At 44.9% G+C, this 265-nt stretch carries 1 rRNA gene; it reads left to right on the plus strand.

Features of this window, described 5'->3' with window-relative positions:
* Nucleotides 1-59: 59 nt before the first annotated feature.
* A 16S ribosomal RNA gene (locus CES79_RS12475) occupies nt 60-265 on the plus strand; the annotation flags it as partial.

Consider the following 265-nt stretch of genomic DNA (forward strand, 5'->3'; position numbering starts at 1 on the left):
ATCAAATGTAATTTGCGAAGTCAATTTCGCTAGTAATATTAATGAGTCACAAACAATCATAAAATGAGAGTTTGATCCTGGCTCAGGACGAACGCTGGCGGCGTGCCTAATACATGCAAGTCGAACGCATCCCGCTGAATTGAAGTGCTTGCACTGATTTTCAGCATTGGATGAGTGGCGAACTGGTGAGTAACACGTGGGTAACCTGCCCAGAAGCGGGGGATAACACTTGGAAACAGGTGCTAATACCGCATAACAACTGAAA

It is taken from the genome of Secundilactobacillus silagei JCM 19001 (assembly GCF_002217945.1).
GTDB classification, from domain to species: Bacteria; Bacillota; Bacilli; order Lactobacillales; family Lactobacillaceae; genus Secundilactobacillus; species Secundilactobacillus silagei.